The following is a 26,110-nucleotide window of genomic DNA, read 5'->3' on the forward strand; positions in this document are numbered from 1 at the left end:
GTCAACTAATCCCGGACACGACGTTAAGTTTTTCTTCGGCCCGAGCTGGCGCCAGCCCACCGTTGAATTGATGGGGTCGAACCCAGTTGTACCGATGCATCAAGAAGTGGCTGATATCGCGCTGGGCTTCTTGAGCCGTTCGGTAACCCGTGGTCGGTATCCACTCCGTTTTCAAGCTGCGGAACACGCGCTCCATTGGCGCATTGTCCCAGCAATTTCCCCGACGACTCATGCTCTGGCGCATGCGATATCGCCACAGCCGCTGGCGAAATAAACGACTCGCATACTGCGACCCTTGATCCGAGTGAAACAGCAGACCCTGAGGTCTTCCTCGTTGCTCGTAAGCCATATCCAGCGCCTTGATAACCAGATCGGCGTCCGGCTTTTCCGACAACGCCCAGCCCACCACCCGGCGCGTGCAAAGATCCAGCACGACAGCCAGGTAATGCCATTTCCCCTGGGCCCAGATGTAGGTGATGTCGCCGCACCACACCTGGTTGGGTGCTGGAACATCGAACTCTCGATTCAAGAAGTTCGGGATATCCAACCGTTCAACCGTCGCTCGTTTATAGGCATGTGATCCGGGCTGTTTACTGACGAGGTCAAGCTCGCGCATCAGGCTGCGCACTTTGAACCGACCGAGCTGCTCACCGTCGTCACGCATCAGCGACAGGATGCTGCGGCTGCCCGCAGCACTGCGACTTTGCGAGAACAGCTCGCTCACCCGGCTGCGTAACCGAAGCCGTTCGACATCCGGTGTGCGGCGCTTAAGACGCTGGGCGTAGTAGCACGAACGGGTGACCTCAAACACCTTGCACAGCCAATCAATCGGCTCATGGACGCTCAGCTGATTGATCAGCGCGTACGCTCGTGATCTTCCGACATCAAGAGCGCGGTAGCCTTTTTTAATATCGATTTTTCCCGTTCAAGGCGGGCGATCCGGGCTTCCAGCTCCTGGATTTTCTGCTGTTCCGGGGTCAGCGCTTTGCTCTGCGGAGTGACGCCTTGGCGCTCCTGCTGAACCTGATCAACCCAGCGGCGCAGGGCCGACTCGCCGACGCCGAGCGAACGGCTGGCTTCGATGTAGCTGTAGTTTTGCTTGAGCACGAGGTCGGCAGCCTCGCGTTTGAATTCAGCAGAAAAGGAACGGCGTTGTTTGGTCATCTGACACCTCGATCTGGCGAGCATTCTCGCCTAAATGGGTGTCCGGTTTCATTAGACCACTACACATTGCTCGAATAGCTCCATGCGAAACCCTGCAGTTCAACTCGCCTGAGGTCTACAACCCGCTCATTGTCTCTAAATGATCCAGTGGCTCACGCCCCATCGCCTCCATCAGTGCATTGGCAAGCCAGACCGCGTCACGCATGCTGAACGAGTAGCCCATGAAGTCAAAAACAAGCTCTAAACCTCCTTCTTCAATTGTGTAAACGCTGACCTTTTCAGTTTTTTCATTCTCTTCTGTCGCAAGCTCAACGACGTAGGCTTCATCTTCAGTCTCGTGACAGTTGAACTTGCCGTCGGCGTAGTAACTCCATTCTCCAGAAATTCTTTTCCGATATCTCCTTTCAAGAATACTGTCGCGACCAGCTGGCGTTGGTACAAACCCTGCGAGATTTCCCACGGTTATGAGCACAGCATCGTAAAGACAGTGCGCGATATCTTCAGCCACTGCGTCAGCAAATCTAAAAGGCATGATGTCTAGGTTTAGGCTGACATAATCATCCTCCTGCCTGGCAACCTGACACGAATACATCTCGTCATCCTCGCGGCCTCGCCAACATACAAATTTGCGCTCTGCAAAAAACGGTGTTTGTTTCATCTCGGTTTTGCTCACAAGTTTCACCATCGTCTTATTGATAAAAATAACAACGGACGCTCTGATGAAAACCTTTAGCGAAAAAGTAAAATATTTTTTGAGGTGAGCTAGAACCTAAGAATTTGAACTAGGAAAACGCGAGGATTGAGCGATTAAAGGTGAGGCCATGCCCCGAAATCTCAGAAAAGGTCTGAGTCTTAGCCGGGCCTGTTAGGCCCGAACGACAATCGACCAGTTCATGGTCGGCAGGTCAGCCAAGCCAAGACGACGCCCTCAGATCCAGAGGAGATACGCGAACGCGTGATTGCGAGTCGTCATGCGCTTAAGCATTTCGTTAGGAAAACGTAAGCAAACCTCCCCTAGCCGGTCGCCAGGGCATCGGCAACGACTTTACCTATGCAAGTACTCCATGCTCCAGGCACCCGATGAGGTCGAGCACTGCTTGCGTTTCTACCCTAGTGCGCAACATGTTTAGAGGCGCGTTCATGCCCAGCCCGCGCGTCGGTGAGTTCATCCAGTCCTGCGCCGTCGAAACATCACCTTCGAACGGCTCATAAGCTGCATCTAAAACCGTTGTCAGCGAATACAAGCGATCGCTTTCGGCGCATGTGAATCGTCCAGCTTTTGCTCTACGAGCCAGCGTGGAGTGACACATACCGACGGCTTCGCTGAGCACCTTCATCTCGATCCCAGCGCTGATCGATAGCCTCTCGAGTAGAGAAAATGGCAGGCCATTACGGATGCACTCATTCAGCTTGGAGCCACGATTAGGTAGTCCGAGGCTTTCCCATAAGCCCGTAATGGGAGGCGCGCCTGGCCGGCACTCTTCAAGGAAAGGCTGCATCAATTCACCTAAGATAGGATTACGTGCCCCTTCGGGAACGGCTATCGTGAACCAAGCCTGGCGCAGGCGCCAGTCATGGCCCGGTGGGCTTCCATCCTCACGTCTACGGCCGTTGGCCTGCGCGCTCCGCTTGCTTCAACGATGGCCATAGTCACCGCTTCGCTCTTACCACCTCGAGCAACATCGCACCTAACCTGGACTGCTGAGCAGTAGATAGACGACATTGCGATAGGGGTCAAAATACAGACAGGAATGCGGTGATGTGCCCGAGGGTATGAATGATCTCATCTGTTCTCGCGTCCGTAGTACTAGATTCCAATCCATGAAAGCTTCCATGTAACCCCGACCCCAATTATCAGGTGTGAAATTTGCGATCAGGAGTTTTCCGCCGGGGTTTAGTTTGGACATTAGCCAAGCCGTGAGCGCCTTTGCCTGGGCCCGATTCAGGTAGTCATAGATGCCAATGCTGTAGATGAAGTCGAAGCCATTGTGATCATCATTCTCTGGAAGCTGCTTCACGTTGCACTGCCATTCAATGATGTCCAAGCTGGCTTGCCTGACATGTGCAAGCGTCTCTGCATCATTATCAAATGCGACAAAGCGCTTAATCTGGTTTCGTGTCTCGGGCTTGAGAAGCTCAAGCTCTCGGCAATGGCCACAAGCGACGCTCATGACTGAAAGCGCTTCCCGCTGTGATGCCAGCCGCTCAATCAAATCTGCAATGTGCTCACGGCGCCAGCGGACGCTGAGAGCGTTCGGGCTTGATATGACTACATCAAATATCGATTTTCCGATCTCACTAGATTCAGCGGGCGGGGTCTGGAAATAGGCGTAGTCCAGCATGATAGCGTCCCCTGGATAACCTCTCGGCTTTTCAAAAGCGCGTGAGGTATAGGGGTCTTCCTGGAGCAGGTGGAAAATTGGATGCTGCCGACATTGATCGACTACGGTGCTCTGCCAAAGCGTATCGGAAAGACCTTGCCGGTACTCCGTCAACAGCTCAGTCATGCACGTGATGGCGTGCAGATGATCTCCTCCGACAATCTCTTGCTGGAATGCATCAAGTTCGCTACTCAAGCCTCTCATTTTGGCAACCTCCGTTGCGCAGCTGTTAAGGTCAACCACTCCTCAAGATTAGTAGAGCTGTGTCAAAGTGCCTGAACGAGCCCCATGAAAGACAGGACACCGTTTCCCTCTTACGATAAGGGATAGGCAAACGGTTATGTTTATGACTAATAGCAACGATAAGAGTGGTGAGCTTTTGGGCCAGGAGCGGCGTCGTCGCTGGAGCCCAGAGCAAAAGCTGGCCATGGTTCGAGAGAGCCTTGAACCGGGACAAAGCGTTTCAGTGGTGGCTCGGCGCAACGGCATCAATGCCAACCAGTTGTTCCTGTGGCGCAAGCTGTACCAGGGCGGCAGCCTCTCGGCGGTCAGTGCTGGCGAAGCCGTGGTACCGGCCTCCGAGCTGAGCGATGCGCTCAAGCAGATCCGTGAACTGCAACGGATGTTGGGCAAGAAAACGATGGAAGCAGAAATCCTCAAAGAGGCCGTGGAGATCGCCCGGTCGCGAAAATGGATTGCGCACTCACCCTTGTTGCCGGGGGACGACCAGTGAAACTGGTCAGCGAATGTCTCGGTGTGGCGCGCTCGCAATTAACGGTTCGAATCAAGCAATCGGCATCGCCCAAGACACGGCGAAGCAGGCCTGTGAACGATGCTGAGTTGGTGGCCGAAATCCAGCAACAGGTCAGCGAACTGCCCAGCTATGGCTACCGTCGAGTCTGGGGATTGCTGCGTCGCGCCCGTGAAACCCAGTTGCTACCCGCGATCAACGTGAAGCGGGTTTACCGGGTTATGCGTGATCACAACCTACTGCTTGAACGCCGGATCAAACAACCCGGCGTGCCGCGTCGACACGAAGGCCGTATTGCGGTGCAAACCAGCGATACGCGTTGGTGCTCGGACGGCTTTGAATTCCGTTGCGAGGACGGCGCCAAACTGAGCGTGACCTTCTCCCTGGACTGCTGCGACCGCGAAGCCATCGGCTGGGTCGCCAGCCCGACCGGGTATAGCGGTGATGATATCCGCGACTTGATGCTGGAAAGTGTGGAGAAGCGCTTCGGTGATCAACTACCCGCCATCCCGGTGCAATGGCTCAGCGACAACGGCTCGGCTTACACCGCCGAACAGACACGCCTGTTTGCTCGGCAGATCGGTTTGCAGCCGGTGACCACCCCAGTGCGCAGTCCGCAGAGCAACGGCATGGCCGAGAGCTTCGTGAAGACGATGAAGCGGGATTACGTGGCGCACATGCCCAAGCCGGATCGAGAAACGGCGCTGCGTAACCTGGCAATTGCCTTCGAGCATTACAACGAGCAGCATCCGCACAGCGCCTTGAGCTATCGCTCGCCTAGGGAGTTCAGGCGCTTGGCAGCAGCATCAATTTAACGGGGAGTTGGTGTCCGGTTTTGTAGGGGCAAGTCCAGTGCCCGAATGAGCTATCACCTATCCAAAGCCACCGCACCAGCAAAATGACGTGATGGTCGTCACTCTTTCGAACTCTAAAACGCGCATCCGCTAATGACCCCACAATGGGACATTAAGTGGCAAAAACGAAGTTAATGTCCCATTTAGGGGACATTAAGAGATGCCATCCAGCCGCGACTTCCTGCTCCCGACGTGATCCTGTCAATGATTCAGCAAAGGCCAGAGCAACCTAGTGTAGCGTCGGTCTCATGCGCTACCTCGCTGAGCATCGGTAGCTGTGAATCAAAAAATTTTTTCGCCTCCCGTTGTGAAAAAAAACACCCCCCGCCTGCTGCCATCCCCCCGCCAAACAACGACGAGGCCTAAGAGTATGCTCGTAGGATATTGATTAAATTCAAGAAAAATATTTATAACCTGCGATTTCCGCCTTGACACCCAGCCAGCAGTGGTCTTCCCTTCATCCATCAACGACGTTAGGAGAAGAGAAATGCGCCACCTTTCCTCGCTCAAGCTAGCTCGTGCCGTACCCGACCCTGACAACGATCCCAGCGTTTTCATCGTCTACAGGATTTTCGGTTGTTCTCAATCAAAAGATGTGAACCTTAAGGATTTGGCTCACCCTGTTTTGCATCGCTTCGCAGTGATCAATCCGCAGCGGGTGGATGATGAAGTGTTTGAGATTTTGGAGGCTGCACGTGATATCGGTGCGTTGGCGCCAGTCAAGCTTATGGACGTGGGCGTTGAATCTCTCTATCTCCTCCTTGATGCAAAAGTAGACAGCACCATCTTTGCTGCAATTAAGTCGCTGTGGATGGCCGTAACGGGGGCGAACTCGCATCGTAATATTGCCGTGCATTTCGCGTGTGAAAGCGAAGTCTTATCTGGTCACTCCGATTACCCCTACTGGTGTGGAGCCAAGGAAATTCTCGAGACGGAGGAGCTTGGGCTAATACGAGATGTTCTCCCTTCAATTCCTGAAAATGATCGGTCAGAAGGGCTCCGTTTGCGTATAGGGCATGACCCCTGCTTGTCGTATTCCACGATGAGTATCTCGGATATCCAGTCTCGGCCTGGATGCCGGGACAAAAACAAGAAAAAGCCCGGCCCTGTGTCTCTGAGGAGAAAAGAGATTGAAAAGTATTGGGCATTGATTAATGAGCGCATGCTTAGCGAATCTCTTTACTGTCAGAGTAAAAAGCGCGCTATCGGAGAAAACGAGCTGGCGACTTCGAAGCCGAAGAAAAAGCGGCTCGCCAAAAAAAATCCTCGAGCTACGACCTTTAGTGAAGAAGAAGTGGCTGTCGCTCGTGCAAAACAGGATCTGCGTAACGCGAAACTACTTCGATAGAGCTGTTGAAGACGGTGGCCAATTCGGGCACTCACTGCTGCCGATTCCGGTGATGTGTCCCGTCCCGTCCCGCCCCGATCTGCATCGCGATTCCATTCCGCTGGTGAAAAAATCTTCGATCCCGTTCAAGGTTTTTCAAAATGATCCGTTTTTCATGTGTGTACGCGACAGGAATTCATCTTGCGCGTATCGGCGGCTGCGTTCGTCCAATGCTTAAGCCTGCTTTATTGCCCTTACGAGAGTGATTGCCAGCTCATGCCCGCCGGCTTGTCTGTGAGGTCGCTCCGGAGGCCAGTATGCTTTTGCACCAGCAGATCGAATCCATATCCACAGAGCGTTACCCTCCTCTTAGGAAGTCCATGACCAACGTATTCCAGCGCTACACCGCCGACGAAATTTCAGACTCCAGTATTCAGATGCCTCAGCGAGTGCTGGAGACGTCGACTCATCAGTTTCCGATCGATGTTCTCGCGCTTCGATTTGAGCAGTACCTGGCAGACCCATCATCTGTTCATGAGAAATACCCGTGGGCCGCGCGATTTGTCATGGGTTTTCCTGTTTCTTCATGGCAACGAGAACTTGTTTGGAATGCAGGGCAAAAGGCCCGGTTCATCACTGCTGTGTGGTCAGGGGCCGACTTGGGGAGTTATCTGACTAACGATTGGTGTGGTTCTTCTGTTGAGCACATGGCTATGGCGGAGAACAGTGAAATCCTGATCGATGGCCAGCAACGGCTGCACAGCCTTGAAGAATATTTTATGGATCGTTTGCCGGTTCCGGATATTCAAGGTCAGCCCCGGGTATGGTCTGAGATCGGAAAAAGCGAGCGTAAGCGTTTTTTGTCTACGGTCTTCGCCCAATCCCTTGTGTCCTCTGACGATGAGGTAGCTTTGCGCAAGTCTTATGATATTTGCGCCATGGGTATAACGCCTCGAACTCATGATCAGCGCGCTGTGCGCTAACTTTCAAGCACTCAAGTGTTGGGGGCATGCCCCTGCGGGGGCGGCTGTCGTAAACCATGCCCTGTCTTCGACGGGTCATGGCCCTGCGGGCTTCCATCCTCGTGCCCTATGACCCTTCGGGTCTGCGCGCTCCGCTTGCACAAATACATAATTAGTCCGCGGAGAAATCTTCCGACATCAATGTTAACTGTGCCACTGAACTGCTGAAGCTTTCTGCTGGCTCAAGCGCTAGAAACTCCAGCTCCATCCCCGCCATAGACTCCTGAGATAGCGCCAGCTCCCGCTTCAGCATATCTTGCACGAGAGGTAGATCCACCCTCCCCAACCATTCTCGGGCCACTTTCTGCTTTTCGTAGTCCTGAGGCTTGTCCCACTCCTCGGAAACGATGTCTTCGATTGCGCTCATAGACGGTACTACGATCCCGTGGGCTTTAGCAGTCAGAGTATTCATCCATCCTTGAGGGTCGTAATCGGGGAAGCATATGACTCGCTTAACCTCGGACAAAGCCTTAGTGACAGCCGCAGGGGTGATTTGTGGGCTTCCCCGGAAGAGCATGGGCAGGTGTTTCACCTCGTTTGGCCAACGGTACTCGTGAACCGCGTACATGACAGCCTGGTTCTCCACCAAGAGCACGGTATTAAGACCATGGAGCTCTTCTGCCGGGACGCTGAGGCTTCCACCAACTGGGTGTGTGTACACTCCGGTAGCCAGTTGGAGTTGGCCAGAAACCGAGGCAACCATGACTATTAGATCTCCGGTCTTCGTGCGAGCTAGCTTCTCATTGCGCGATTTTTTCGCGACAGCCAGGCGATCACCCTCGAGTTCTTCGAGGCTTAGATTTAACGCATCCACGCCTGTTTCTTTCTTTAGCATCAGGCGGACGGTTTGGAGATCGGCTTCAGTTAGCGTCAGGTAGTTGTTACCCAGCTTCTTGCCAATTTTGTAGTCGTTATTGAGCCGCGACCAGGTTGCATTGATCTGAACCTTCCTGGCGTCTTGCCGGATTGCGATTACTACTGGTTTGATCGCTCTCATGTTGCCAAATATGCTCATACCCGCCCGGCCCTCTCTAGAATCAAATCAAGGACTCGTCGGTTTGCGGACGCGCGAAGGTAGGGTGCGTAAACCGAGTTCAGCCGATAGTTAAGAGGCTTGTGCCGTACCTTGCTTACCGCGGACTGCAGGCGCACGTAGCCATCTAGAGCATAGAGCCATATGCTCATGGAAATCCCGGGATCCCCATGCTCTCCCCAATACGCCACGGCTGATTGAGGTTGTTTGGTTTCGTTCAGACTCTGGAGCATTTGCATGAGGTGATCACGAGCAAATGGTTTTTCTAGTACCTTGGGCGGCTCGTCTTTGGGAACTACAGACTTCGACTCGCGAGGCTTAGGCGGCTCCTCCACCCGTCGGGCTTTCGGTGGTGGAAGTGACGCAATCAGGAGCTCGAGCGCCTCTAGGCTCTCACCTGCATCGACATCACAATAGACACTACCAACCAAGCCAATCTCAGCTGCCGGAATCCAGGAAGCAGCATCCCTCTTGTCAAACAGAGGCTCCAAGTCGATAGGATTTCCTGCCTGGAGGAATACGTCGACGGCATGGGCAACCTGGCGCATATGATTACGCTTGCGCACCGCCAGGCTTAGTCGGTCAAGACGCCCGATCATTTCATCTAGAGCGAGACGATTCCGCGACACGGCACCGAGGAGGTTATCCAGGAGTATGCGCCGCAACGCACGATCGCTACGGGTTAAGCCGGATAAGCCAACGTGAGTAAATAGCCCCAGCTTCTCGTGTAGGCGCTTGAGGCGGCCAATTGCATTGTTGATATCCCTTAACCGATCTTTGAGCCGGGGTGAAAAGCCGTAACCGCCCTCAATGAACGCGCGCGTCTGGGCTTGCTCGTTCCGTAGATGGTTGGTGACTTGACGGCAGCTATGCGTCAAACGCTTCAGGTGCCGTTCGGCTTCACTGGAAGAGTCAGATGCCTTGGCTTCATGGTACGCCTCACAGTGTTGCTCAATGGCAATGAGGGATTCCTGTAAGTCAGGAGCCGCTCGCTCGAATCCCTGGAGTGAAATCTGTGCGCCAACATCTAGAAGCAGGCCACTGAGATAGTAGAGCTCATCATCTTCTTCGATTAACCCCTTGGACATCAGGTAGGAAATGCCTTTTGTCCTTCGCTCAGGCAGTGCGATCCCTTCCTCGTCTGCAATCGACAATGCTTCGATAAAGGTCGCATTTCGCGTGAGGGCATCGCCCAGTTCGATCCAGTCTGCCTCCTTCACAAGTTGAGCCCTCCCTGGTGCTCGCCGTCATGCGATTCACTCTTACCGACGTCCAGGCTAAGCGAATTGTATTCAGCTATCCATGCCAGGATTGTATGCACGTAGCCCATTTTTCCTGTGGCTACGTAGTTGGCAGACTCGCTGCTGCGCTTCACGATGTAGCCTGCGTCTGCCAATGCACGTAGCACCAATTTCAACCGATCATTATTGTCCTTGCCGCTCTTGGACTTGCTGAAAAAGTCGTACCCGCTCAAATCCCAAAGCTGCGTACGATAGGTCGGGTGGTTCTCGATTGAGTCGAGCATGTCGGCGAAGGAGATAGCATCTCCCGGGGCCAAGCAGGTCTCACTGCGCCCCGCACGATTGATCAAACGGATGAAATCGAGACATGGACGTATCTGATCGCGCAGCTCGACCAATTGTGCGGTGGCCGCATCACGATCAACCGGCTCAGAAAAATCGATGAACCGTGCGAAAAATGTGTCGGGAGCCTCGGGTTCGCCGAGTGTCGCCAACTTCCGCCCTAACGGCGCCAGCGCGTTCTCGACACCTTCGGCAAACTCTGCATTGCGCAACTGCCGATGCAGTTCGGGGTAGGCGTACTGGCAGATGAAACAGCCAGAAAGAAGCTTGTTCAGGACATCTCTCAATGGGCTCACAGTGCACCCTCCCCGCCATCATTTCCAAGTGCATCGTTCAGGTCATCAAGCTCATCCATCTCTTCAATCCCGTATTCCTTCACCACGATTGAATCGGTGTCTGCCCTGCGCTCCAGGCTGTAGCGGTTGTTGAATTGCCGAAGAAGCTCAGGTGCCCCCCCAGGGAAACAGGCCAGCATGGAGAGTCCACGTTCATTGAAGTAGCTGACCAGCGCAACATAGTTTTCAGGTGAGAGCTCGAGGGCCTCGTCGATCGGGATCGACATCTGGAAATCTGCATCATTCCGTAGCAGTTCAAACAGCGATACGTAGATCATGGCGACGATGATCTTTGTCAGGCCGGTACTGCTCAGGTGAACGAGCTCAGCGTTGTTCGTCGCTACCTTCACCCTGCCCTGGTCATTGCACGTGACTGAAACATCAAAGCAGTCCGACAGGTTGGACGTGAAGGCGCCATCTTCAATCTGACGTTCGATGGTTCGAAGTGCCTCCATGAAGCCATCAGTTGGAAGGTATTCACCACCCATCCCGCTCCATCGCTTGTATTGCTGTTCGTAGTTCGTAAGGTCATCCCAGAACGACATCTCGTGGATTCGTGATGAGACCTTGAATTCGAACTGACGAATCTGCGCAAAGGAGCTAAGCACTTCGCTCGCTTTTGCCGTCGCGTCACGGCCCAGCTTGAGGATGCTTCGGTGCAGTTGCTGGAGCTTTGAGCGATTGTCACAGAGTTCATCTGATAGGTTTTTGGCTTGGATGATCAGCTTCGTTTTTTGATCAGGATGAGAAATCTCAATGTATTCCTGCAGATTTTGGGCGGCTTCCAACCATGCGAGTTCGAGCTCATAGGTAGCATTCGCAGCATGATTCATGATTTGTTCAATCGCTGCGCCCTGTGGCGTGTGCACCAAACGATCCCTCTGGAAACGCTTGTGAATCTCACGATATAGATCTGTGCCCTTGCGGTGGCAATCCGTACGGCGGCGACGGAGTTTTCCGACCTCATCTTCGATGTCTGATGCCTTCACCGTTGAGGCGAGATGAGCTTCCGCAGCTGCGTCGATTTGACTAAGTTCTCGCAGGACGCGTGACACGGCGTTGAGTTCCAGGTCATCTTCATGCCCTTGAGTGACCAATACTTTTCTGCGCTCAACGATCGCCCTTTGCGAAGCCTGTAACTCCAGTTGCCACTGATCGATGGCACGTTTGATACGATCACGATCGGCATTGGCACGAGCTAAAGCGGCTTTCCGATCGGGTACTGCTGGTACTGTTTCTTTAACCCAAAGCCTGTAACTATCGATCAGCGACTCGTGATCCCGAAGGCTTTTCACCCTCTTTTCCAAATCGGCAATCTCTAAGCTGAGTCGTTTGCTCGCTGTGTCATCGACTCCTGCAGCCAGAAGCTGAGCCTCCATATCAATTTTGGCATTGTGAAGTGATGCCGCTAGCGTTGCATCGATGCGTTTTTCAGTGATTTCTTGGTCTCGATCTGCTTGAGCCAGTTCCTGATCCAGCTGCGATCGCGAACTTTCGCCGGCGGCTTGTATATCGTGGATCTCGCGCTTGTGCCGTTTCTTCAAGTTTTCTTGCTGAGTGGTGAGTTCCTCGAGTCGAGATGCGGCTTCCGAAACGCGTGCTGCTTGTATTTCAGTTTCTTGAGCCAATTCCTCGCGGGCACGGTCAATCAGTCCTGTGTGATCGCTTTTCAGTATTTCCAAATCCAAGCAAGCACTGCTCAGGTCTTTTTGAGTTGTTGATGCCCGAGCGCCAGCTTGTCGTAGTCGATCTTCCACTCCACGCTGCTGTTTCTCCATCAGCTCCATATCCGTGCTGAGCGCCTGGATCTGAGCAGTCAATGAAGCAATCTCGGTTTCAAGAGCGTGAGTACTTGCAACCGCCGTCTGAGGGAGTACCTCAAGGTTGATCTCAACGCCATAGAGATTTTGCTGAACTTCCTCAAGGAATGCGGGATTCAAATCCGTACGCATCAGCGTCTCGACTGGGATCAGTCGAGCAATATTTTCTGTCCAAGTAGGATGATGGCGTCGTAGGAAGCCGAGCAGTGTTTCAGCGCCAGCATTAATTTGGCGCTTGAGGTTATCCCGAGCCTCAACCTGGGCATTCTTCCTCAACTGTAAACCGCTGTATTCCGCGGCTCGTGCCTGCCTTTCCTGCGACAAACCGTCGACTTCTGTTGAGATAGAATTGAGGAGCTTTTGGAGCTCATCAACAACGAGTATCTGTTTGTTGATGCCAGCTTGCGACTCATCCACTAGGCGCTGAGCTGTTGGAAGAGCACTGAGGGTTTTAAGATGGTCAGAGTGAGAAACCTCGCGAGCGTGTGTGGCCGTTGCTTGCAGCTGAATCTGCGAATACTCGGTGAGCTCGCCTTCGTGAGCAGTTTGTGTTCCATCAAGCTGCTTTTGCTGGTTAGCGGCTAGTTCGTTTCGTCGCTGCTGAATGCCTTGTGAAGCTGCTTTGTACTTGGAGAACGCAGCATCTTTGCCATCCGCGGCGACCTGCTTGGCCGAAGCTTCGAGATCCTGATAGACATTACGGATGTCCGCCCCTTGGCGGCTTAGCTTGATCTGATGCTCCTGTTTAAGGTGCAGTTGGTCTCGTATCTCGGGAAGCTGATCAAACTCCTCTGAAAGCTCCTGAGTACGATTTTTCTGATAGACCACAAGCTTTTCTTCGAATTTTTGGAGCCAAGCTTCTTCCTCTCTAACATGGCCAGTTATTACTCCCATCTGACCATTTAGGTCACTCATCCGATCTCTATTCAGATTTTGTAACTGATCGTCTTCTGTATGTAGCTCAGCCAAGGCCGCGGCGCGAATGTTCTGACGTTCCCTCAGCTTTTCATCCAGCATCGAAACGCGGCGCTTTTGTGTCCCCATTTGCCGAATGACGGCGCGGAATTCATAAGACTGGAGATTCAGTTCAAAGATGTCCGGCTTGAGCGAATCCATCAGTAGATAGCCAGCACGGTTGTCGACGACACTCCGGAAGGGTTGTGCGTTCAGCATCATCAGCGTGCGACTTGGATCGGCGTTGTCTTGTTGAAGAATCTCGGCCATGGTCGCTTTCATGGTATCGAAGGTACCACCGCTCTCTATTAGCGCCAGCGTTACCAAATCGATGCCATTGAAATCCTTCCGTTTCGGTGCCAGCGAGAAACCAGATCGGAGGCTCACGACGAGTTTACGCTTGCCGGCATCGGTAATTTTCTCGAGATGAGCTGTGCCGCTATTAAATTGGATTATTTGCCGGTAGTGGTGCGGCTGTAGCTCAGGGGAGCACGAGATACCCAGCTGTGTAAGACGACCGTGTAGATCACTTGGCAACACCAACTGACCGGCTTCGTAATCTCGGTACAAAAGCTCAGGGCTCCAGGCGTTTGAAATCAAACGGTACGAGTACCCTTCCCCGCTGCGGTGCATGATCGCGCAGCGCGCGTCGCCGGCATAATTGAGGTACTCAAACACGATAAAGCTCGATGCCCTTGGCAGGTACCAGTTCGCAAAGCTCTCACGGTTGGTGCTCGCCTTCACCAGGCGTCCAGGAGATGCACCGTAAAATACGGGGATCAATTTGATGAACGATGACTTCCCGATGCCATTTTCACCGGTGACACTGGTGTTTCCGTCCATAACGAGCTCTGCTTTGGCTCCTGCGCAAAGCGAATCGATTAGGACGATCTTGATTAACTGTGACATCGGACGCCTCTCTGGCTGAAACCCTAAGGCAGTACAGCCGATTTCTCGCTCGGCAGTTGCCAAAAATAAGCACCAAATCGATTCCATGGTGCTTGCTCTGTGCAACAACGATATGTAGATATAGGCGACACATCTATGGTGTTTACGTATACAGGTAAACTTTTCGAGCAGATGGAGGTCATCATGAAGCGAGGTAAAGCCATCGAGTCCGTGCGCTGGGATTTGGCATTGAGGTACAGGTTGATCGAGACAGTCGCATGGTGGGAAGGCCGGTTGACTACGAACCACCTGATGCAAAGTTTCGGTATTAGCCGCCAGCAAGCTTCGAAGGACATCAATACCTACATTGATGAGCATGCACCGAGAAATCTGGTTTACGACAAGCATCTCAAGGGCTATGTGCCCAGCAAATCCTTCAAGCCGCTATTCATGAAAGATAGCGCCAGCGCGTACCTTCATCTCTTAAACCAGAACCACGAGCGAGCCCCGCACATCGAAGGTTTAACGCTGGCGTATGCGCACATAGATGTGTTGGACGTACCAGACCGATCCATACGGCCCGAGGTGCTTCGGCCGCTACTGAAGGCCTGCCGGGAGGGCCAACGATTGGAATGTGAGTACGCGTCCTTCCGGACGCCAGAGGGCGAAACTCGGCTCATAGCCCCTCACACGCTCATTCACACTGGCATGCGTTGGCATGTCCGGGCGTATTGCGAAAAGAATGGTGAGTATCGTGATTTTGTGTTGAGTCGGTTCCGCGGCATTCCGGAGCTAATGAATGACGTCACAGAGCACACTCGCTTGCTGGATCCTGGCTGGACGACGCCGGCAACAGTGATTCTGGAAGCCGATCCGAGGCTGAAAGCTGGGCAGCGTGCAATCATTGAAGCCGACTACGGAATGGAAAATGGGCAGCTCGTAATCGAGACCCGCGGCGCCCTGGTTCAGTACATTTTGCATCGATACCAGATCGATACCACTAAGATGCACTTGAAGCCAATGGCACAGCAGATTGTGGTTGCGAACATGGATGAATTGAGCCCCTGGCTTTACTAAAGCGAAGACGATCAGCTGTCTCGGCGCAGTTTGGGTGTGTAAACAAATCACCCACATCGCCGCATGGCCCTGTAGTTCTGCGCGATACGTTTGCACAGTTTCCTGGAATAGCCGAACCTTCGGATCTTCGGGTAAACGTGCTCTCAACCATACACGTGACTACGGTGTATCGAGTTCACTGGTAGACGCACCTTAGCGAATCGAGGAGAAGCGAATGGTCGCGACCGTGCGAGTATTTGGGCTGTGAAGCATGTCAGGCTAATACGCCACGGAGAAAGTGCCGCGAATGCCGGCGAAGCCAGTATGGATCACGCCACTATTCCTCTAACACTTAAGGGTGTTGAACAAGCCCATCTGGTGTCTCGGTCGTTCACTCATACTCCGGATTTGATCGTTGCATCCCCGTTTTCAAGAGCGCAGGCGACCGCGAAAGCAACCATAGCTGCCTTCCCTTCCACCCCGCTCGAGACGTGGCCCGTGCAAGAATTCACTTACCTTGAGCCCGCGCGATGTACCAATACGACTGTCGCTCAACGACGAACCTGGGTTGAAGCATATTGGTCTAGGTCAGACCCTTCATTCACGGATGGGCCGGGCGCCGAGACGTTTCTGGACTTCATATTTAGAGCTCAGTCTTTCTTGGATCACCTTGCAGAGCATCCTGCCCAGGAAGTCGCGGTATTTTCGCATGGTCAGTTCATGAACGCTGTTGCATGGCTGATCGAGCGCAAGCCGCAATGCCTTGATAGTCGAGCTATGGCTGACTGGCGTGAGTATGAGATCACGAACCACGTGCCCAATTGTTGGGGCTACTTGCTATCCAAGGAACCAGACGATGTGGGCTGGAAAATAAGTGATCAACTGAATCCAGATGGCTCGTAGACCTAAGCTCCCAAGAACGCTCCGTATGTGATCTTGTGCATCTCAAAATGGAGGAGCGGTCAAAGGCTCTTTCAGAGAATGGGTATCCAATGCCTGAGGATGTTTCAGCGACGAAGACCACTCATTCGATTAGCACTACGCACCTGGCCCTCGCACACTGTTAAGTTCATCTCGATGGTCGCGTGCATGGAGTACAGCGATACCGTGATAACCTTCTATTGGTCTAGTATGGCGCTCTCCAGCGTATTGACGCTCAAAGGTACTGGCTGAAATCGGGAACGTGTCTATGTCGCTCAAAATTGCTTTTGCTTCTGTGCTTAGAGCGATGCGCGCCGGTAAAGGATTGACTCAGAGAAACCTTGCCGAAGTCAGCAGTCGAACATACGTCTCGAAATTGGAGCGAGCCCAGTCAAGCCCAACGCTAGAGATGATCACGGCTTTGAGTGGTACCCTCAGTGTGAATCCTCTGACCCTCGTGGCAATTACTCTCTGCGCCGAGTCGGGGCAGTCCATTAACGCTCTGCTGCGTCATACCCAAGAAGAACTGGCGGATCTAGCCCGTGAGGGAGTTCTTGAAAAACTGTCGATTTCTTCGGGTAATGAGTTGCTAGTGCCACGCCCCTCTACAAAGCCTTCAAGTCATCGATCAGTGACTAAGCCCCAGCAAGTCGAATTCTGCTTCGCTGAGTAAGCGCTCCTCCCTGCCGCGATACCATAAACAGATAGCAAATTCGCCTACCAGATCCCTGTTGTAAGGGCGATATGACTAAGCAAATCTTCTATTATCGATCAGGCTGCCATTGCGAATATTTTGGTAAACCCTCCCCATCCAGCCACGGCACGTCCTGCTCCGTCCAGATGTGATACTCAGGTCTAGAGCCAGGCTCCTCATCTAACGTAGCTACGCGCACGATCATTGCAGCTGAGCCGATACGTTCAGCTGCAAGGTGCGATCCGCAGTGGGAGCAGAAGTGTCGAATCTTGCCGGGAGATGATTCGAAAGCCCTCAATGCGTCTAGGCCTAGAGTCCATCTGAAATGCTCTCTCAGCATTCCAGCCGTGGAGACATAGGCCGCTGCATGTGTCTTCCGGCAGGTAATGCAATGACAATGGCTGATAGGCAAATCAATGCTGTCGATCTCATAACCTACAGTTCCACAAGCGCAGCTTCCTTTCATTGACCCTCCGGATTAGTCAGAGCACTTCTTGTGCAGTGTTTTCCCAAATCCCCAGTAAAAACGGGACTACACTTGCCCTCCAATCACGCTCTTCCACAGACGCTGAAGCCTGGGCAGTACGCTATTCAGATTTGTAATTCCTACCCTTAGGGAGACATCCGATGAAAGGCGAAGACCCGATCGACATCTATTTCAATGAACCGGCTAAGAGCCTTCTTTTCTCTCTGACAGATAGGAAAGACCCGAACGGCTTGGCTACTGGCTCGGATGATACGTTCAAACACAGTATCTCAGCAGTGTTCACTTTGTGTGCTTCGTTGTTGGATGAGCATACGCCTGACCTGTACTCGGCAGAATGGCAGATGATTGCTGACGCTCAAATACCACTCCTTGATATGTACCGCCTTCCGCGCTCTTTTCCAGAGATGAAAAGCAGGTTGATCGTAGGAGTTGAAGACCTCACTGGCCGTGATGGTGAAATCAGTAGTGGGCTTTTGGCGAATAAACTCGCTGGCTTCTCCTCTGTCCAGCTTTGTGCAATATCGTTCCATGTGCAGCGGTACTTGGTAGCTAGGAAGCGAGGCCATGACTACCAATTTCCGCAGATTCAGTTCAAGGGCTGATCGATCGAGAGGCTTCGTTCTCTTGGCGCGGACTGGAAGGGACACACCTGAACGTCCGCCGACTCCCATATAAAATCTTGAAGGATTTCATTCGGCTCGATAACTGATACGGACAGCAATCGGCTCAAGTAAAAACAAGCCGTCTGTGCCACGCTAATCAGGCTTGCCTATCGATTCGCTAGTTAGAAAAATGTTTGGCGTAGTAATCAATAAGTGCGGACGCCTGCGTTCCCTTCCGAAATGCAAGCTGGCCCTCAATGTCTAACGAGGGCAGCATATGGATGAGCTGATCATCGGCATACATCTCCAGCACTGACTCCGGCTCAAGGCCGTCGCTAATTCGGCCGGTAATCCTTTGCGCAATCTCGATTGCCGCTCCGATCATTACATCGGCGAGCTGCACGGCGGGGCTGCTTTTAGAGTCCACCTGAGTGACCGCGGTGAGCTTGAGCGGAAAACGGATACTCGCGATCTGTGACTGCCGAAACTCAGCCGCGTCGATGTGATCAATTTGCCGCAGCAGCAGATCGTGGTAAGTCAGCAGATTTTTTGACTGGTCATGCTCTACGCAATACGGGCCATCGGCCATTACTTCCATACGGGAGATCAGAGCCATCACAATCTCCAGCGCGATGTCTGTGGTAACGCCAGGTGTAGCGATCGCCCCCAAACACTCAGGGGCTGCATAGACGGCTAATGGGCCTATCGCTTCGGGCAACTCACGCCAGCGGGTTTTACGAGCAGTCACAACGAGGTTATCCAACGCGGCAGGTGTCTTTAGTTTCATCGCATCCTGGAACGCTCTTTCTAGGGACGCCATCGGTTGCGGGCCGAGTAGCTGTGGGCCGATGTAGTAGAGGATAGAGGCCAGAGAATAATTCTGGCCGTCCGCGTAGAAGTCGACTCCCCTCTCGTAATAGAAGGGTTCCACGGCATAGTCGAGAAACTTCAGCAGCAGCATGAAGCGTTTGTCGCAGACATGGGTGACGCATTTGTACTGACCGAGAATGTCGCCCATCAGCCCCAGTAAGCGAGGATGGTTACCCTTGCGACGGGACAACGCGCGATATTTCAGTTCAGGCGCTTGGAGCTTTGGGAAATACTCGCGAATCAGGCGAGCAGCCTCATCGTCATCGATGGCTATCGCCGTTGCGCCCTGGAACGGTTGATCGTGGTTCAGAAGGTCAAAACCCGTATAACCACTCTCGTCAATACGGAAGCACTCCATGCCCGAACCTCGTTGCTCGATATTGGCTGAGATCGTGACAGCCTAGCTCACTGAACTCAATCAAGACCTGGGCAATGCCAAATCCCCTGCGGCGTTGCAGGAATCAGTAATGGGTCATTCGCTGGAACGCTTCAAAGAAACTCTGTAGGTAAGTGTCACTGCCGTAGCCGAAGCCTGCTTCAGTCAGAGGTACACGAAATTCAGGAATCAGCATCTCCTCTGACAGCCGTCTTCTAGCCGAGGAAAAAATATCCAAGCGCCCGTGAATTAGGCGCCGGAATTGGTTCGCCTTGATCGAGTCTTTCAAAGATTCTTCGTCGATGCCTCGGTGCTTGAGAAGTTGAAGAAGACAGAACAGCTCAAAGCGTTCGTAAAGCTGAATCGGGTCGGAAATGCCGGAAAAGCTCGTTGACCAAAGTGGTGTGAGAACTTCCGCGAGCCGGTCGTAAATCGATTTGGAAGCATCACCACTTAGTGATTCCCAGATTTTACTGCCAATGAGATTTTCGAGATGGAAGGGAGATAGCTCCTCCGTGAGAGGAATCCGCACACTGGTTCGATTGGCTACCAGATGCTCCATCAAACCATACAGTTCGGTGAGTCGCCCTGCCCTAGTAAGACCAAGACCGTAACCGTAAAACACGAGAGCGGCCGGGTACCGCTTAAGTTCGATCCACTCCTGATGACCACTGCGTTTTGCATAGGCCTTGGTAAGAAGGGTTTGGATGACCTCTATTATTAGTTGGTGCTCACGCTGAGAGCCCCAGCGTCCGATTACACCGGCGAGCCGAACTAACGACTCTGATGCTGATTCGTACCGCAATACCCAATCTTCGAATTTTCCAGGCCCGTCTCCGTCTGAGCCGTACATGTCTGCCAGCTGCGATGTAGTGCGCTCGGCTTCGCTGACAAACAAGTCATGGAACTGAATACTGTACTCAGGTTTGGCCAGGAGTCGCTTGGCCATTGAGACAGTTAACTCGACGCTCACTGGATTGTGCTGCCGGGACTCAGCGATGGTTGCAACCTTCAAACCTAACGAGCTGAAAAAAGCATCAGCGTCAGCGGCAACCACTATGTTCGCTTTACGGTGCGTAACAAGCTCATGGGCTCGTTCTGATAGTTGACCGCGGGCTAACCAATAGGACGAGTATCGACGGTTGGGCGCGCGAAGTATCGCGCCTCGCAGGGCTCGATCCCACTCGCCCGACCAACCCGCAACGATAAGCCCAAACTCATCAAAGATCCTATCCAGAAGACTATCGAAAGCCTGCGGGTATTCGCCGAGCTCGGAGTCGGTGTTCAGTATCCGAGCGTCCTTGAAATCGCCATGGAGCTTGAGGATGTAACATTGAGTATGGGTCAAGGGTTCAGCACCAGCTAAGCCATCGACAGAACTCACAACGGTTGGTTCGATGCCGACATCTCGCAGGGCGTTCTCCATCAACCGATCAAAGTTTGTGGTGATGATGACGCGCACATGCCCGGTCTTAACGAGGTCGGCGACAGCACGGTGAGCAGGCGTTGGCATTTTGAGGCCCTGCTCTCGCTCATCTTCGGAGGGCTTGAGAAAACCTTCAATGATTGTCTGGCGCTCTTTGGGCGTGCTGGCCAATTCCTCCAGGAGAGTTGAATAGTTAGGCTGTTGGTCGCGCTGTCCCACATACCACTGATGCCAATCTTTTTGATCGCCTGCACCTGCAGCAATGCCAGCGCGCTTAACCAGCTCCAAAGTAATTTCCCAACCAGTAGGAATACCGGCGCTCCGTGACACACCCGATCCCAGCAGGACGGCGTAGACACCTGGATTTTCAAACATAGAGAAGGCGAGCTGGGTTGTGGGGTCAGTAGAGATAATGCTCATGTAAAATCCTTAGTCTGTAATCGTCCGGTCTAGCTTGAGCAGATGCACAGGTTTCTCTGGCTCAGGCGAGCTCGAAACCTAAGGCGGTAAGGACGTCTTTTTCTGCAGGTTTCAGTGTTTTCACGGCCCAGATGAGCAGATGCCGTGGCCGGGAACTGGCTACATACGCGAACCTACCACCTTCGGAAGTCGGGTCGGCCAGCCAGTCCTGCCAATGTGAAAGATAGACACTGCGCTTGAGTGATGAAACGACTACCGTTACATCATGAGTTTCGCCTTTAACTTGGTGAATGGTTTCGTAGCGCAAGCTGTCCACGGAGTTCTGCTGAGCTACGCCCTGATCGAACCGAATTGAGAGCGGCTTATCTCCTTGCCCTGCGGGAGACCTGAGACTGAAATTCCTGAGAGCATCAACCTCTGCGCTGATTTCTGGGAGAACGAAAGATTGATCGGGTAGCCGTCGGATGGCACCTTTAGTAACGGCAGCCCACTGAGTCCAAGTCAAATCCAGATTGCCGGCGCCGGCACTCACCAAGAACTGCAAGCATTGGTGGACGAACTTGCGCCAAGCGAGTTTGGACTCTACGGCGATGGGACAGTAGGGGCCTGTACTCGTCACCTGCATGGCGAGCTTATCTGCGATCCACTCTGCAAACTGTGCCAAAGCTACCTTGAGCTCTTTCAAGCTTCCGCTAGCGGCTGCTACGCATGCCAGAGCCAATGCTTCGGTGCCCGAGAAGTTGTCTCCTTTACGAAAGCGTTGAAGCGTACTGTGGCCACGTGCGACGACCACAATCTCTTGATACCTGCTCGTGAGTTCGATAATCCTCGTTAGGAGTTCAGATGGGCACTTCGTGTACTGGAGCAGCATCGGTTTGACTGGGGCGATATCTGGATTACCCCTCACCCGCTCGATGCGTAGCAAATCGCTGCAGAAATCTACGATGGCCTGCCCGCTTCGCCAATTCGCTGTTAGGGCAAGCTCAGCGAATTTGAGGTCGCCAAGTAGCTCCCTGACTTTGCTTGGATCGGACTTCCTAAACCCGTAGATTGACTGATTCAAATCGCCAACGAAGTGGAATTTGACACCTAGCCCATGAAGGTTCCGAACGATAGCGAGCTGCTCTGCAGACAGGTCTTGGCACTCGTCGACAATGATGAGGGGATATCGCCGCGCTAAGCGCTTGAAGTATGTTGCCAGGTTGGGTCTCTTGAATAACGCTAAAGCAATTGTATCTACATCTCTATAGGTGGCGAATCCTGACTTCCAGAGCCGTTGTTTGGTTGCGATTAGGTCTAGGCGTGTAGGCTTGCTGATCTGTGCAGCATTCAGCTCTGTATCTTGAATACGATCGCCCGTCGAGAACGTGAACCCTTTTGTATCGAGGTCGTAATTGAATTTGCAGGCAGATATCCGCCGTCCACAGATCTTGGTACTGGTGAGAAAAATGTTTGCTTTGTTTTCCAGAACCCTGATTCGACTATCCCCATCCCTTCCTTCGAAGCCGGTGACTTCCTTTGCAACGTTGGCCACCATTCGCGTCAGGATGAAGCTATCAAACGTTGACACTAGATGTGGGTATGCGAGTGGTTCACCGAGGTAGCGTCGCAACCTGTCTTTGAGCTCATCCGTTGCGCTATTCGAAAAGGTCAGGACGGCCACCCCAGATGGGAAAGCAGTCCACTCGTCAATGACCTTTGCCACCATGGCAGCCACAACCTCAGTTTTTCCACTACCAGGGCATGCCTTGAGGTAAATGTGCTGGTCGAGCGGTGCGTCAATATAGGCCTGCTGCTCCTTTGTTAGCTCAATCATTGGGCAGGATCTTCTTCTAACCCGCAAGCCCAAAGGATGGCGTCTCGGATACAAGCGGGCACTTCAAAGTCGCCCTCAAACTTTTCCAGAGCCTCGGCAAATGCCTGCGCATATATACCTTTGCCAATTTCTTTTGAATCGATACGGTCAAGCAGGTTGGCCGCGTAGCCTGCTCTCTCGAGGCTTGTCATTCCACCAAAGTCCAGCTCCGCATTAGCTCGTAACCCTGGAGCAACGGTTCCTTCCTGTGTTGGCCAGAGGTCGGCGGCAACAGTAAACATCGTTTGAAGATTCGCCCCCTCCATCGCGATATCGTATTCGAATGTTTTGTACTTGCCGGCGAATAGTCGGGCGAATTGGGATTGGTCGATTTTGGGAATGTGGGCTAAAGCGTGGTTGTCACCAACCCGGATGTCGTCAGCATGCGGCAAATACGGAACCGTCACCTGCCCACCGTTCCCGTCGTCGACTTCAACCGTTTTTGGTGGATCGTTGTCAGTCAAACCGGCACACCTTACCGGCACGTTTTGACCTGTACTTTCATCAGTCACGTCGCAAAACAATTGCATGAAGTGCTTGAAATAGATTCCGCCGAGGTTGATGACTGACACACCGTAATCCTCTAGCGAGTTCTTGCCCTCCCCGCGCTGACCGAGAACCCAGCGTGCCAGCTCGGGTACTACAATCGCCTCGGCGATGCCCTCAACCAAGATGGCTCCTTTGGAGAAAAGCAGGTTGGATTTGGTGACGTCTAGCCACCGATCTACAAACTTCCGGCTTTGATCGGGAAGGCCACATGTCCGCAGGGGGATCGCAACAGGGGTGCCAGTGTTGGAAATATGGATGATCTGATCGACTGATACTGCTGAAGCAATGACTGTTGAGTGCGTAGTGATAATTACCTGGATGCCTTTTTCCTTGGCAACTGAGCTGAGGTGTTTCAGTAGGCGGATTTGAAGCTGGGGATGCAGGTGAGCTTCTGGCTCTTCGATTAATAGGAGCCGAAGGTAGGTTTCCTCTCCCCGTTCTTCCTCCACCTCCAGTACCAGTTCCGCCAAGATCGAGGCAATGTAGAGTAGGTTGTTGTAGCCGAGGCTGTTTTCTTCAAGTGATCGGAACTGAGTTGCATCAGCTTCAGCTAGATTGGGGAAGTAAAGTAGTCGCAGCCCCTCAACGATGCGAGAAAAGCTCACCTCCGAGAACTGAATCAGCGTGCTTTGGGAGAGGTGCATCCCCAAGGCTGCCTTGAGGCTTTCTCCAATTCGTTGGTTGGCCTGCTTGATTGCGTATTCATCGCTTTCGGATAGCTCCTGGTTGAATACGCCAACACGGTGTTCTAGGGGGTGAAGTGCGCCCTCCTTTCGAGCCGTCTCAAGCTCCTTCCGGCAAAGCGCCTTCAGGAGCCTGGCTAGCCGAGACTGTCGTCCATCCCTCAGCTTGGTTTCTGCATCGCGTAGTGGCGGCAGGTAGATGCAATGGATGAGATCGAGCGTCTCGGTTTCCAGGGAAGTGGTACGCTCGTGGCCACCATAAATATGGTGTTTGAATCGCCCACGAGATTCTAGATTTAACGCGGTGAAGGTGAGTTTCGCTTCGTCATGGTCTCCACACCAGTCTTCGAATGCGATGACGTCATCCTCATCAAGATCAGCAAAGGTGGCTTGGATTTCTATCTTCTCTACCGCTGTCGCTCCTTGGTCGAAGCCGCGATGAAAGTCCCGCTCGTTGATCAGGCGTTTACCAGACTCGGAGTCATTGAAGAGCTGGCGGACAGCAGCAATGACCCCTGTCTTCCCCGCTCCGTTCTCGCCAACGAGGATGTTGAGGCCGTCGTGGAATTCTATGGTGAAGGGGTCGCCGAAACACTTAAAACCAGCGATGTCTAGGGTGCATAGATACATGAGAGTCCTTTCTTACTTTTTGGGATTTAGTCGTATGCCATACGGGCGCAAGGGGGCACGTTCAAAAGCTTTCGGTGCCATCAGCTGAATATGCCTCCAAGCTGACATCAACCGCCCTGTCCAACCTGAGTAGCGCCCCACTCCCCAGCGCTTCTTCGGCATCAATACAAGCTGCCGAGTCAGCGAAGATCACGATCGCTTTCTGCCCTGTCTTTGAGCTCGGGTAGATGATCCCGTCTATCTGTGCTCCATCGTCCGTACGGTAAACATGTCGAAAATATTCAGTTACCACCTGGGTGGGTACGTACTCAGCGTGTGCCCTTTCACTGCGCTCAATCGGCTTAGTGAAATCGTCGATAAAGTTATTCATGAAACGGTAATAGTTACGCAGTTTCTGGAGTTTCGGATCGAATAGACTGGGGACAGGAAGCGACTTCGATAGATCCACCACTCTGAGATCTCGAAGCGTAGTGAACTCACCAGCGGCTACCTTCTTCCCCTTCGCATTGTCAGGTTCGAAAATCTCACGTATGGCTGTATCGAGATCAAATGCTCCATAGAACATCGGAATGCCAACTGGGCTCATTCTATTGGGCATATTTGCTATTTCGGCAGGAGGTGGCCCGAGATCCTTAGCCAGTGCTATGACCTCATCCTGGCTCACGATCCGAACGCGATAAACTTTTTCCCCGGCCGGAACCGTATCGACAAGACCTAGACTCCCCACCACTCGGCCCAGTGTTTCCAGGATGTCAACTGGGTTCATTTCGTCGTGCTGGTCACGATCGTATGCTGAGTTGACCGCCCTAAAGAATACGAATCGCGCGGTGTGAGTGATGAATTCGCTGAAGCTCTGCCAGCCGTAAACCAATATCTTGTGAAGGGGGAGAGAATACGGATCTTTCTCGCACCATCCTGTGTCATGAATTGACGCGGCAATCGTATCTAGAATCTCTTCAGGGCAATCGGGGCCGATGTCGTAGAGCAACTCGTAAATGTTGTAGACATCACCCTGCCACCCACCTTCTCGAGTCTCGTAGGCAAGTCCTTCATTGGAGGGGTCGCCCCACTCCAAGCAGAGGCTGTTCACCACGTGCTCTATCACATTATCCATGGTTGATACGCTGACTAGCCTATGGCAGTAGGAGCAGGTACCGGGACTACGATTACTCCTAACGAACTTTCTCAGCCCGACGTCTTGAATGCACCTCTCGCAGACGTAGGTATCCTCAACGCGTGAGTAGCCGCGCTCCATTTCTTCTTCCAACATCCGTTGAACTCTACCCATCCCTTAATTCTCACACGGTCAAAATTTTAATCGTCTGGAGCCGGCGCAGAAGTTGATGCATACCACAACCCTAGATCCCATAGACCACAGTCAACGGTACAGGCGGATCAGTATCTCAATGCCTAAATTCAGCGGCGATTG

21 protein-coding genes are annotated in these 26,110 nt (G+C 52.9%); 7 read left to right on the forward strand and 14 right to left on the reverse strand.

Annotation, left to right across the window (positions count from 1 at the left end; translation table 11 throughout):
* Position 1 precedes the first annotated feature (1 nt).
* The 4 genes from NL116_RS15800 to NL116_RS15815 all read right to left on the reverse strand — a co-directional run bounded on the left by NL116_RS15800 (position 2) and on the right by NL116_RS15815 (position 3,740).
* A protein-coding gene (locus tag NL116_RS15800; protein ID WP_494372978.1) for an IS3 family transposase occupies positions 2–1,164 on the reverse strand; the annotation gives its coding sequence in 2 pieces (ribosomal slippage) (positions 2–909 and positions 909–1,164; 1,164 coding nt in all).
* 115 nt (positions 1,165–1,279) lie between these two features.
* Complete coding sequence (locus tag NL116_RS15805; RefSeq protein WP_494372979.1) at positions 1,280–1,837, reverse strand: hypothetical protein; 558 nt, start codon at positions 1,835–1,837, stop codon at positions 1,280–1,282.
* A 376-nt stretch (positions 1,838–2,213) separates the two neighbouring features.
* Entirely contained in the window at positions 2,214–2,663 is a 450-nt protein-coding gene (locus tag NL116_RS15810) for an Xre family toxin-antitoxin system antitoxin (protein ID WP_494372980.1), read from the reverse strand.
* Between the two features lie 189 nt (positions 2,664–2,852).
* Entirely contained in the window at positions 2,853–3,740 is an 888-nt protein-coding gene (locus NL116_RS15815) for a hypothetical protein (RefSeq protein ID WP_494372981.1), read from the reverse strand.
* A gap of 151 nt (positions 3,741–3,891) precedes the next feature.
* Between NL116_RS15815 and NL116_RS15820 the strand changes: the two genes are divergently transcribed.
* The 3 genes from NL116_RS15820 (at position 3,892) to NL116_RS15830 (ending at position 7,460) form a co-directional block, all read left to right on the forward strand.
* Positions 3,892–5,111 (forward strand): IS3 family transposase gene (locus tag NL116_RS15820; protein WP_494372982.1). Its coding sequence is split into 2 segments (ribosomal slippage): positions 3,892–4,237 and positions 4,237–5,111, totalling 1,221 coding nucleotides; the frame shifts between segments, so codons are not numbered across the junction.
* 526 nt (positions 5,112–5,637) lie between these two features.
* A complete protein-coding gene (locus tag NL116_RS15825) occupies positions 5,638–6,498 on the forward strand; it encodes a hypothetical protein (protein ID WP_494372983.1) in 861 nt (286 codons plus the stop codon).
* Positions 6,499–6,857: 359 nt separating this feature from the next.
* Positions 6,858–7,460 (forward strand): DUF262 domain-containing protein, encoded by a 603-nt coding sequence (locus NL116_RS15830; RefSeq protein WP_494372984.1) that lies wholly within the window; start codon positions 6,858–6,860, stop codon positions 7,458–7,460.
* A gap of 151 nt (positions 7,461–7,611) precedes the next feature.
* On the opposite strand, the gene NL116_RS15835 is transcribed toward NL116_RS15830, so the two are convergent.
* The 4 genes from NL116_RS15835 to NL116_RS15850 are packed head-to-tail and all read right to left on the reverse strand — an operon-like array spanning position 7,612 to position 14,220.
* Positions 7,612–8,514, reverse strand: a complete 903-nt coding sequence (locus tag NL116_RS15835) for a DUF7281 domain-containing protein (protein WP_494372985.1) — start codon at positions 8,512–8,514, stop codon at positions 7,612–7,614.
* The gene (locus tag NL116_RS15840; protein ID WP_494372986.1) at positions 8,511–9,752 is read right to left on the reverse strand and encodes a hypothetical protein; all 1,242 of its coding nucleotides are present in this window, start codon (positions 9,750–9,752) and stop codon (positions 8,511–8,513) included. The genes NL116_RS15835 and NL116_RS15840 overlap by 4 nt, the downstream gene beginning before the upstream one ends.
* The gene (locus NL116_RS15845) at positions 9,749–10,411 is read right to left on the reverse strand and encodes a hypothetical protein (RefSeq protein WP_494372987.1); all 663 of its coding nucleotides are present in this window, start codon (positions 10,409–10,411) and stop codon (positions 9,749–9,751) included. The genes NL116_RS15840 and NL116_RS15845 overlap by 4 nt, the downstream gene beginning before the upstream one ends.
* The gene (locus tag NL116_RS15850; RefSeq protein ID WP_494372988.1) at positions 10,408–14,220 is read right to left on the reverse strand and encodes an ATP-binding protein; all 3,813 of its coding nucleotides are present in this window, start codon (positions 14,218–14,220) and stop codon (positions 10,408–10,410) included. Before NL116_RS15850 ends, NL116_RS15845 begins: the two co-directional genes overlap by 4 nt.
* Positions 14,221–14,316: 96 nt before the next feature.
* Between NL116_RS15850 and NL116_RS15855 the strand changes: the two genes are divergently transcribed.
* The 3 genes from NL116_RS15855 (at position 14,317) to NL116_RS15865 (ending at position 16,762) form a co-directional block, all read left to right on the forward strand.
* Entirely contained in the window at positions 14,317–15,189 is an 873-nt protein-coding gene (locus NL116_RS15855) for a helix-turn-helix transcriptional regulator (RefSeq protein ID WP_494372989.1), read from the forward strand.
* A 243-nt stretch (positions 15,190–15,432) separates the two neighbouring features.
* Positions 15,433–16,071 (forward strand): histidine phosphatase family protein, encoded by a 639-nt coding sequence (locus NL116_RS15860; protein WP_494372990.1) that lies wholly within the window; start codon positions 15,433–15,435, stop codon positions 16,069–16,071.
* A gap of 286 nt (positions 16,072–16,357) precedes the next feature.
* Complete coding sequence (locus NL116_RS15865) at positions 16,358–16,762, forward strand: helix-turn-helix domain-containing protein (protein WP_494372991.1); 405 nt, start codon at positions 16,358–16,360, stop codon at positions 16,760–16,762.
* A 91-nt stretch (positions 16,763–16,853) separates the two neighbouring features.
* Here NL116_RS15865 and NL116_RS15870 read toward each other — a convergent pair whose 3' ends face one another.
* On the reverse strand, positions 16,854–17,249 hold the full coding sequence (locus NL116_RS15870; protein ID WP_494372992.1) for a GFA family protein: 396 nt from the start codon (positions 17,247–17,249) through the stop codon (positions 16,854–16,856).
* Positions 17,250–17,410: 161 nt separating this feature from the next.
* Here NL116_RS15870 and NL116_RS15875 point away from each other — a divergent pair, with 161 nt between their 5' ends.
* On the forward strand, positions 17,411–17,872 hold the full coding sequence (locus tag NL116_RS15875) for a hypothetical protein (protein WP_494372993.1): 462 nt from the start codon (positions 17,411–17,413) through the stop codon (positions 17,870–17,872).
* A 178-nt stretch (positions 17,873–18,050) separates the two neighbouring features.
* On the opposite strand, the gene NL116_RS15880 is transcribed toward NL116_RS15875, so the two are convergent.
* The 5 genes from NL116_RS15880 to NL116_RS15900 form a co-directional block, all read right to left on the reverse strand.
* On the reverse strand, positions 18,051–19,100 hold the full coding sequence (locus tag NL116_RS15880; RefSeq protein WP_494372994.1) for a DUF3800 domain-containing protein: 1,050 nt from the start codon (positions 19,098–19,100) through the stop codon (positions 18,051–18,053).
* A 103-nt stretch (positions 19,101–19,203) separates the two neighbouring features.
* The gene (locus NL116_RS15885; RefSeq protein ID WP_494372995.1) at positions 19,204–20,964 is read right to left on the reverse strand and encodes an SIR2 family protein; all 1,761 of its coding nucleotides are present in this window, start codon (positions 20,962–20,964) and stop codon (positions 19,204–19,206) included.
* A 61-nt stretch (positions 20,965–21,025) separates the two neighbouring features.
* A complete protein-coding gene (locus NL116_RS15890; protein ID WP_494378072.1) occupies positions 21,026–22,777 on the reverse strand; it encodes a UvrD-helicase domain-containing protein in 1,752 nt (583 codons plus the stop codon).
* Complete coding sequence (locus NL116_RS15895) at positions 22,777–24,681, reverse strand: ATP-dependent nuclease (RefSeq protein WP_494372996.1); 1,905 nt, start codon at positions 24,679–24,681, stop codon at positions 22,777–22,779. Before NL116_RS15895 ends, NL116_RS15890 begins: the two co-directional genes overlap by 1 nt.
* Before the next feature lie 61 nt (positions 24,682–24,742).
* Entirely contained in the window at positions 24,743–25,951 is a 1,209-nt protein-coding gene (locus NL116_RS15900; RefSeq protein ID WP_494372997.1) for a HEPN-associated N-terminal domain-containing protein, read from the reverse strand.
* Between the last annotated feature and the right edge of the window lie 159 nt (positions 25,952–26,110).

Source organism: Pseudomonas sp. FBCC-B1667, from assembly GCF_059133255.1.